10 protein-coding genes are annotated in these 9,345 nt (G+C 59.8%); 4 read left to right on the top strand and 6 right to left on the bottom strand.

Translation table 11 applies throughout. The features are described 5' to 3' along the window. Positions 1-75: 75 nt before the first annotated feature. The 4 genes from IEX57_RS20905 to IEX57_RS20920 all read right to left on the bottom strand — a co-directional run bounded on the left by IEX57_RS20905 (position 76) and on the right by IEX57_RS20920 (position 5,188). Entirely contained in the window at positions 76-1,254 is a 1,179-nt protein-coding gene (locus IEX57_RS20905; protein ID WP_229709171.1) for a cation diffusion facilitator family transporter, read from the bottom strand. Beyond that, positions 1,255-2,586 (bottom strand): ABC transporter ATP-binding protein, encoded by a 1,332-nt coding sequence (locus tag IEX57_RS20910; RefSeq protein ID WP_188707229.1) that lies wholly within the window; start codon positions 2,584-2,586, stop codon positions 1,255-1,257. It abuts the gene before it with no gap. An 82-nt stretch (positions 2,587-2,668) separates the two neighbouring features. Continuing rightward, positions 2,669-4,402 carry an ABC transporter permease gene (locus tag IEX57_RS20915; RefSeq protein WP_229709174.1) on the bottom strand — a complete coding sequence of 578 codons (1,734 nt, stop codon included), beginning with the start codon at positions 4,400-4,402 and terminating at the stop codon, positions 2,669-2,671. Positions 4,403-4,633: 231 nt separating this feature from the next. Next, on the bottom strand, positions 4,634-5,188 hold the full coding sequence (locus IEX57_RS20920; protein ID WP_188707231.1) for a DUF4337 domain-containing protein: 555 nt from the start codon (positions 5,186-5,188) through the stop codon (positions 4,634-4,636). Positions 5,189-5,501: 313 nt separating this feature from the next. Between IEX57_RS20920 and IEX57_RS20925 the strand changes: the two genes are divergently transcribed. The 4 genes from IEX57_RS20925 to IEX57_RS20940 all read left to right on the top strand — a co-directional run bounded on the left by IEX57_RS20925 (position 5,502) and on the right by IEX57_RS20940 (position 7,743). Next, the gene (locus IEX57_RS20925; protein ID WP_188707233.1) at positions 5,502-5,969 is read left to right on the top strand and encodes a hypothetical protein; all 468 of its coding nucleotides are present in this window, start codon (positions 5,502-5,504) and stop codon (positions 5,967-5,969) included. A 34-nt stretch (positions 5,970-6,003) separates the two neighbouring features. Then, on the top strand, positions 6,004-6,465 hold the full coding sequence (locus IEX57_RS20930) for a c-type cytochrome (protein ID WP_188707235.1): 462 nt from the start codon (positions 6,004-6,006) through the stop codon (positions 6,463-6,465). A gap of 162 nt (positions 6,466-6,627) precedes the next feature. Continuing rightward, positions 6,628-7,158: a DUF4337 domain-containing protein gene (locus IEX57_RS20935; protein WP_188707237.1), complete on the top strand. Its 531-nt coding sequence runs from the start codon at positions 6,628-6,630 to the stop codon at positions 7,156-7,158. Between the two features lie 123 nt (positions 7,159-7,281). Next, a complete protein-coding gene (locus IEX57_RS20940) occupies positions 7,282-7,743 on the top strand; it encodes an Mpo1 family 2-hydroxy fatty acid dioxygenase (RefSeq protein ID WP_188707240.1) in 462 nt (153 codons plus the stop codon). 67 nt (positions 7,744-7,810) lie between these two features. On the opposite strand, the gene IEX57_RS20945 is transcribed toward IEX57_RS20940, so the two are convergent. Together IEX57_RS20945 and IEX57_RS21270 are read right to left on the bottom strand one after the other, a co-directional pair. Continuing rightward, complete coding sequence (locus tag IEX57_RS20945; protein WP_188707242.1) at positions 7,811-8,143, bottom strand: hypothetical protein; 333 nt, start codon at positions 8,141-8,143, stop codon at positions 7,811-7,813. A gap of 858 nt (positions 8,144-9,001) precedes the next feature. After that, the coding region (locus IEX57_RS21270) for a hypothetical protein (RefSeq protein WP_229709176.1) at positions 9,002-9,345 on the bottom strand (344 nt) is incomplete at its 5' end.

Raw genomic sequence — 9,345 nt, forward strand, 5'->3', positions numbered from 1 at the left:
ATTCAGCATAGACCCGCACAAAATGAGTTTTCGATACGATCCTGCCCGATCATTTGCAGAATCTGACCGGCTGCTTCAAGCGCTGGCGGCCGTGTTGCCTGCGGGGAGTTCCCGGCGCCAGACCGACAGATCAACCGGCACCGCCAGCCGTGCAGAAACAAACGCACGCAGGGCGAAGTCATCCACGGTGGGGGCGTCTGGCTCCAGTTGCAAGGCCAGATTGAGGCGACCATCCAGATAATGCAGGGTCAGATCCCATTGCCCGGCGCCCAGCCCCGGCAGCGCGCTGCTCAGCAGATCAAGCACTTGCTCGCGGGAGGGCAGATCCGGCGCGGTCGAGGCCACGGTTTCGCGCGGGTCGATATGAATCTGCACGTCCAGCACCGGAAAATGCGCCAGCACGGCCTGGCGGGCGCGCACGGCCACATGGTGGCCTTCGCTCACGCTGATGCGCGGCGCGACTTCCAGGTGGGCATCCACCAGCGCCATATCGCCCATTTTGCGGGTGCGCAGGTCATGCACATCCAGCACACCGGGCGTGGAGCGCAGCGCATCCTGAATCTTGCGTACGTCATCAACCGGCAGTGCCCGATCCATCAAATCATTCAAGGCATCCCAACTGAACGACCAGCCCATGCGCCCGACCACAAAAGCGACGATCAGCGCCGCCAGCGGGTCCAGCACCGGAAACCCGGCCAGGTTGCCGCCGACACCGATCAGCACCACCACCGAGGACGCCGCGTCAGAGCGCGCGTGCCAGGCGTTGGCAATCAGCATGGATGAATTAACCCGCTTGGCCTCCCGCAGCATGTAGCGGAACAGCGACTCTTTGGCGACGATGGCAATCACCGCCACCCACAGCGCGGCCGCATGCACGCGGGCAATGTTTTCGTGGTTCTGGATCTTGCCGACCGCACCCCACAGCATGCCGGCGGCAACCACCAGCAAAATCACGCCCAGCGCCAGCGAGGCGGCGTTTTCAAACCGCGCGTGGCCATACTGGTGATCTTCATCGGCCGCTTTGTGGCTGTGCTTGTTGGCCAGCAGCACCACAAAGTCGGCAATCAGGTCAGACAAGGAGTGCAGACCGTCCGCGATCAAACCTTGCGAGTGTGCGAACACCCCCATGGCGATCTGGCCGGCGGACAACACAATGTTGACCCACGCGCTGACCCACGACGTGCGCGATGCAACGGCATGCCGGGTGTTTTCGGTCAGGCGCGGGCTGTCGGCGGGGTAATCCGGGCGTTGCAATCAAGACTCCGCAGGGGTTTCGGTTTTCTCTTCTTCGTCGTCGTCCGGCTCCGGCAGCGCAATCAGGCCGGTGTGGAAACCGTATTCGTAGACTTCGCCATAACGGCCCCATTCGATCGCCACTTGCAGCACGCGTTCGGCCTCTTCCTGGTCCAGCGATTCGCGCAGGAGCTTGAGGAAAGCCTGTTCCGGCAACTCGCCCGACTCGGTTTGTTCCAGGCTGTGGCGGATATGCGCAGCCAGCGGCACATGCGTGAGCAATTGCTGGCCAAAGATTTCCTGGCGCATGGTGTTTTCGGCCTGCACATAGCGATGACCCAGCGGCGTGATGGCGATATCGCCATGCGCCACTTGCGCCAGGCCCAGCAGTTGCAGCGCTTCGGCCAGCGGCAGCAATTCGTCGTCGGTCAGTTCGGTTTCTTCGCCCAGTGCCGGCAAGTCGGCGCGACCGTTGAATGGCGGCTCGGACAACAGTTCCAGCAAGCTTTCCATGCGGCTGACGTCGGCTTCCGGCAGGCGGTAGGCCAGCGGCAGCTCGTGCGTGCCCTCGGTGGTGCGGCCAGCGCGGGCGCGGGCCGTCATCAGGGCGTACACCTCATCGATCAGGCTGCGCACTTCCACGCTTTCCGGGTTGCGCGGGCGCGGCAGGGAGATCCGCAATTCAGCACGGACACGGCCCGGATCGCTGGCGAAAATCAGCACGCGGTCGGCCATCAGCACGGCTTCTTCAATATTGTGCGACACCACCAGAATGCCCTTCATCGGCGTCTGTTTGCTTTCCCACAGCTCCAGCATGTCGTCGCGCAGTTGCTCGCCGGTAAGCACATCCAGTGCAGAGAACGCTTCATCCATCAGCAAGATATCGGGTTCGACCACGAGCGCCCGGGCGATACCCACGCGCTGGCGCATACCGCCGGACAATTCGCGCGGCAAAGCGCCGTTAAAGCCGGAAAGGCCGATCAGCTCGATGGCTTCTTCGGCGCGCTTTTCGCGCTCTTCCAGACCCACACCGCGCGCTTCCAGGCCCAGTTCCACGTTTTGCTGAACGGTCAGCCAGGGGAACAGCGCAAACGACTGGAACACCATGGATACGCCACGGGTCGGGCCGTAAACCGGCTGGCCACGGTAGTTCACATCACCCTTGTCGGCCGAGATCAACCCCGCCATCAGCCGCAGCAAGGTGGACTTGCCCGAACCGGACTGCCCCAGCAGGGCGACGATTTCGCCCTCATGCAAGGTGAAGTCCACATCTTCCAGTACCGCGCGTTGCGAGCCATCGGCAGAACGGAACGACTTGCCTACGCCTTTCATTTCAATCAGTGCATTTGCCATGTGTTTTCTCCTCTACGCTAGCCACGTAGCGTGGGGTGTTGCAGCAGTGTGTTTGGTTTAAGTCTGACGCCCGGCAAAGGCATCAGAAATGCATGCGTTCTTCGGCGATCCGGTACAAGCGGCGCCACAGGAAGTGGTTCAGGCTCATCACGAAAATACACATCACGCCAATGCCCAGCGCAATGCGCGGGAAGTCGCCTATCGCCGTCATGTGGGCGATGTAACTACCGAGGCCATGGGCTTCCAGCGTGGTGTTACCCCAGGTGACGTATTCAGCCACGATACTGGCGTTCCAGGAGCCGCCGCTGGCAGTAATGGCGCCAGTGACAAAGCTGGGAAAGACCGCCGGCAGCATGTAGCGTTTCCACTTCAGCCAGCCGGTCAGGCCCAGGTTGCGGGCGGCGTAGCGCAGCTCGGTCGGAATGCTGGACGCACCGGCAATCACGTTGAACAGGATGTACCACTGCGTGCCCAGAATGATCAGCGGCGACAGCCAGATATCCGGATGCAGATGCAGTTTGACGATGATCACCACCGCCAGCGGGAACACCAGGTTGGCCGGGAACGCCGCCAGGAACTGGGCCACCGCCTGCAAACGGTCTGCCCAGCGCGGGTTCATGCCGATCCACACCCCGATCGGCACCCAGACCACCGCTGCCAGCGCGATCAGCACCATGACGCGGATCAGCGTGTAAATCCCCAGCAGGAACACGTGACCGACCTCGCCCAGGCCGACTTCACTCAGGATGAAATGCCCCAGCCGGTAAATGGCAAACATGGTCAACGCCGCAATCACCGCATCAAACACACGTTCTGCGGTCTGGTTGCGGGCAGACGTGCGCGCCATGATCGAAGTACCGTCGTACTTCTTGCGGAAATACTTGAAGCTGCGATCAATCAGGGCCAGCAGCCAGCGCACCGAGCCTTGCATGCGGTCGGTACGGCGCAGCCAGGTCAACAGCCAGGACGATTGCGCGGTGGCACCACTGCTTTCTTCAAAACGGAACTTGTCCGCCCAAGCCAGCAGCGGGCGGAAGAACAACTGGTCGTACAACAAGATGCCGATCAGCATGGCCAGAATGGCCCAGCCAATGGCATGCAGGTTCTGCGCCTGAATGGCCTCGGCAATATAAGAGCCCATCCCCGGCAGTTTGATGTCCTGGTTAGAGACAGAAATCGCCTCGGACGCCACCACAAAGAACCATCCGCCCGACATGGACATCATCATGTTCCACAGCAGGCCTGGCATGGCAAAAGGCAGTTCCAGCCGCCAGAAACGGTGCCAGCCCGACATCTGGAATACGCGCGCCGCTTCTTGCAGTTCGGTCGGTACGGTTTTCAGCGACTGATACAGGCTGAACGCCATATTCCAGGCTTGCGAGGTAAAGATGGCGAAGATGGCCGCGCATTCCACGCCCAGCAAATTACCCGGGAACAGCGCAATGAAACCGGTCACCGTGATCGACAGAAAACCCAGGATCGGGATGGACTGGAGGATGTCCAGCATCGGCACCAGCACTTTTTCTGCCGCACGCACCTTGGCCGCCAGCGCAGCAAAAACGCAGGCAAACACCAGCGACGCACCCATGGCGATAAACATGCGCAAGATGGTGCGCAACAGGTAATACGGCAGGTATTCCGGATTCAGCGAGATCGGCAGCGGCTGGCCAACCTGATACGGCGTGGCCATTTGCGAGGCGCCGTAACCCAGCAGCACCAGCGCCGAGAGCACCAGCGGCAACAGCGCCCAGTCCCAGCGGTTGCCAGATTCAACCACCTGGCGCGGCAGGTACTGAAAGCGGTTCAGATTCATCATTGTTATAAGCCTTGTCTTGATGCGGTCCGGCAATGCCGGCCTTTTTCGAGCCCCTGAACCCGTCCCCTGCTTACATTCAGGCTGCAGCGAGTGATCTGCGGCGGCGCCAAATCCGGGCCGTAGCCCCGCTACGACCGCGCCACGCCCTGCAGATCATTTTGCCGCAAGCCCGTCTGAATGCCGGCAAGACTTGTCCAGACGCTCCTTACCTGTCGCCCCGGTGGCGGCCGGTCAGCTCAAAAGGTTGACGATCCAGTCCGGGTGCAACTGCCAGCCATTGAAACCGGCCAGCACAAAGAGTGTGCCTACCGCCCCGAATGCCACGCTGACCATCAACATCCAGCGCAGGCGCGTCAGGGCCGTGATACCGGCCAGCGCCATGGCGATGCTGAGCATGGCATCGGCAAGGTCAAACTGGTCGTCACGATAGTTCAGTTTGTTGTAGCCCGCATCCTGGCTTTCTGCGCTGGCCTTGAGTTGCGGCAACTCGGCCTGATAATGCGCAGACTCGCCGGCAAGCTGCGCATGCGCGGCAGATGCCTTGGCACCGGGCAAAAGGGCAGATAGTAGCAGATCGCTGTTTGCAAGAAGATGAAGCTTGAGTTTGGTCGCCTGATACTGGTTCCAGGTATCCACTGCCTGCATTTTGGAAAGCTGCATGGCCTGCACGATATTGTCATCCTTGATTTTGGCAATACCCAGGATGACCGAAAACGCCAGCACCGCCATGCCGACCCACTGGTTCAGGCGTTTCTCGCCTGTTTCTACCGATACGTCCAGATCCATCTTGTTGTCTCCCTGTTGCGCTTTCTGGCGCTTGTTTGTGAGCGGCAAATAACCAGCGTGCCGACACAACGGCCAGACCCTGTATCCGGTGGACACGCCCGCCGCGCCTGACCCGCTTTTTTGTGCGCTGTGTCATCTGGCCCGGCAGATCACGCGTTAGACCGGTGCAATCCCCTTGGCTTCATTTTGACTGGAACGGTGCCCGGCGCTTGCCGGTGTACCGTTTTCTTTTGCCCGTGCCCGCAGTTCACCGCGCCAGGGCGGTGGACCCGGTTTAATATGCAGGCATGCAGGCCACTCTCTGTTTTATCGCATGAGCGCCCGACCTCTCCAGCGCCGCTGGTGGGTGCTGCCGTTTGCGCTGTTGCTGGCGTTGCAAAGCTGGCTGTGGCTGCATCTGCGACGCGGTGCCGAATGGCTGCTGGCCTGGCCGGTATGGCGCCGCTGGGGCGCGGGGGTCATGCGCTGGTTGCGCGCCCGCACACCTTTCCAGGCCATGCTCTGTTTCATCGTGCCGGTTTTGCTGACCAACCCGCCCCGGTTGATCTGCGTGTATTTGCTGGCCAAGGGTCACTGGCTGGCCTCTGCCGTATTGTATGTGACACTCAAATCGCTGGAATTCGGCTCGGTTGCCGTCGTCGAGCGCGCATGCCGGCCCGTATTGCGCACCGTGCGTCTTTATCGGCGCGGTTATCTCTTTGTGGCACGATGGCGCCGCTGGACCCGCCGGCAGTTACGGCCGTGGCGCCAGTGGTGGCGGTTGCGTTGTGCCCGCCTGTGACATCATTTTCAATGTTCTGCCTGAACGCCCAACCATGACCAAGCTCTCTCTGGCCCGCCTGACGGGCTCCTGTACCCTGCTGATCGTACTGCTCGCCGCCTGCTCGCATGAAGACCCGAACTCGCCGGTCTACAAACGCAAACAGGTGTTCAAGGAAATGCTGCGCACCAGCCAGAGCATGCGCGACATGCTCAAGGGCGCCAAAGCATGGGACGCCCAGGCCTTTCGCAGCAACGCAGACAAACTCCAGCAACTGGCGCAGCAGCCGTGGCCGCTGTTTGTGCCGCCAGACCAGAATGATCACAGCAAGACCGATGCCAAAGCCAGCATCTGGAGCCATCCGCAAGATTTTCATGCCGCACAGGACAAACTGCTGGATAACGTAACCCGGCTCAAGGATGTCGCCGCTACCGGCGACGCCGACAAGATCCGCCCGCAGTTTTCCGCCATGGAAGACAGCTGCAGCGCCTGCCACAAGGCATTTCGCGAATTCTGAGCATTTGCGAATCAAGCTGCCAGGGGCGCTGCGGCGCCCCTTTGTCGTGCGGTTCACGCCTGCAACACCTCGTTACAGTCAGAATGCCTCGCCCTCGCCAGAATCTGCCGCGATATTTGACCCGTTCAACAAAAAAGACGCAGATCTGATCGAGACACGAACATGAGCGAAGAAAAGAAAGACCCATGGCTGAATTACCTGGCGCTGACCACCGTCATTCTGGCCGTGTGCGCCACGCTGTCCACCTTCAAGGGCGGCGGTTACTCCACCCGCAGCGTAATCAGCCAGGCCCAGGCCTCTGACCAGTGGGCCTACTACCAGGCCAAGGGCGTCAAGCTGAACCTGTATCAAGTGCAGCGCGATAACCTGGCCCTGCAACGCGATGCCCTGCCGACCGACAGCAAAGCGGCCACGGCCTATGCCAGCCGCATTGCCGACTACGACGCCAAGGTCAAACAATACAGCGAAGAAAAAGACAACATCCAGGCCTCTGCCCGCGCACTGGAAGCCCAGCGTGATGACGCCCAGCGCCACGGCAAACCGTTTGGTCTGGCCGTGATCTTCCTGCAGGTTGCCATTCTGGTGTCGTCCATTGCCGGTTTGTTCAAACGCAAGGCACTGTGGCTGACCGCCCTGCCAATCGGCCTTGTCGGTGTGTTGTATTTTCTGGATGGCTTTTTCGTACTGTTCTAGCCGCAGACCGCGGCAGCGGGCACGACTGTCGTTTCAAACGCGGTCGTGCTGCACTGCGCATAGGCAGGCGCCACCGGCCCTGCCTACACTTTCCTGATCTCTTGTCTCAGGATACCCCGCCCCATGCGCACGGCCGGCCAGTGGTTCGACGCCTACAGCAGTGATCATCGCAACGCCACCAACCAGACCATCCACTGGATCTGCGTACCGGTCATTTTGTGGTGCGTGATGATGTGGTTATGGCTGGTGCCCTCACCCACCGGGATCGACGGTTTCTGGGCCTTGCTCGCCGCCGCCGCCGCGCTGGGGTTTTATACCCGCCTCTCTGTGCGGCTGGGTTTTGCCATGTTGCTCTGGCTGGCACTCAATGCGCTGCTTGCGCGCGCGGCAATGTCCGCACTGGGTGAGCAAGCGGCGTTCATGCTGGCGATCTCGCTGTTCATCCTGTCGTGGATCGGCCAGTTTGTCGGCCATGCCATCGAAGGCCGGCGCCCTTCTTTCTTTACCGATCTGTCTTACCTGCTGATCGGCCCCGCCTGGCTGATGGGCAAAACCTTGCGGCGCATGGGCTGGCCCGTCGCCTGAACATCGGCCAAGCGCCCACAAAAAATGGCCGCATGCGAGCGGCCATTTTGTTTGCGCAAGCGCCCTTTCAGCCCGGGCCGATCTCGCTGCGCAGATACCCCATGGCGGAATAAATACGCGCCACGGTTTCGGCATCGGCGCCATGACGTAATCGCGGCGGCGTCAGATCAGACTCGGACCGGCCATTGGCGTGGCCGTTGGGCTTGCTCTCTCTGGATTGCAAGTGATCCCGCTCGTGTTCCAGCTCCTTGATCCAGGCCTTGATCTGCGTACCGTGGCGGGTGCGCATCTCGTGCTGGAATTCATCGGTGGATGGGTCGTGCAACTCCTGATTGATTTCAATTTCCCAGGCATCGAGCTGGTTGCGGACTTTATCCAGGTCTAGCAGTGTCATACTCATCACTGTACTCCTTGGCAAAAAACCGGGTGATCCTGCGTGTTGTAACGACAATGCGGCATGCCAGCCGCGTGGCGGAGGGATCATCCGCCACAAAAACACCATAAATTCATGTCTTCAAAAGAACTTATGCGTCAATCAAAAACCGGACCCGCATGCAGACCCACATATTCAAGTCGTCGCCCGTGGTACTCAATGGGTCCTGATGGGCAATCCACCGGTTCATCGTAGCCAATCCATCCGCCACCACCTGGTCAATATCCATTTCTTCGCGATTGATGGCGGCCCGCTGCCGGGCCCCGCGCGTTGAAGCTCCCCAAGATTGGCAGCACAGCAAAGTGTCATGACCAACCCGTAGCGCCAGCAAGGAGCAACGAACAGCGCGGTACGTCCTGGCCGTGGGCATGCACAGTTCCTGGCGAGCCTCCTCTTTCTATCCTCTACGCTGCTACGACGCCCCCGGATTCAGTGGTTTTTCAGGGCACTTTTCGATCGGGCACAGCTTTGATCGTGTAATCAGGACACCCCGCGAGTGATTTCTGGTCGACGGAATGGGCAATATGATGCCCTCAGCGACCCTTTCCTTAACGCTAAAAACCCTATACACCTTACGCATCTGGGCGGTGCGTTTAACCATTTAATTTACAATGGAAATTGTCAATTTTCGGCACCCGGACTTGTATACAAGACACAATAGAATTGTCGTAACACTCTGATTTTCAAAAGAAAAACTGTTTACAAGCTGTACACAGCAAGATGACGGCCCACGCTGATCCGTCGGCACCCGGCAAACAGCCTCCAAACAGTACAGACAACAACGCCCGCACATGGCGGGCGCTGAAGGCCTGATCAGTTCTAACGTCATTTCTGATCGGCTACATCCGAGTCTGGCCGGGGTTCTACAAGCAATTTTCTAATTGCAAAACCAACCATCAGCCCCCCTGCAATCAATGACCCCAACCCAATCAAGCCATGCCGACTCCAGAATGGGCTATCCCACAACGAGGAAGCACCGATACCTATGAGTAGCAGTCCGAGCAACCCATTTGGCAGTTTTTCCCACGGCAGAAATGCGAGTTGTTGATTTGCACTGAATCCTGACCCACCTTTTGCATCGAATTCTGACCCACCTGATGGACCCTTTTCAGGGGGTGGGTTGGGGCTGCCTGGGGGCTTTTTTCTCCTTTTCCGGTGGAAACGTGCTG

Origin of the sequence: Silvimonas iriomotensis (assembly GCF_014645535.1) — a bacterium.
Taxonomy (GTDB): Bacteria; Pseudomonadota; Gammaproteobacteria; order Burkholderiales; family Chitinibacteraceae; genus Silvimonas; species Silvimonas iriomotensis.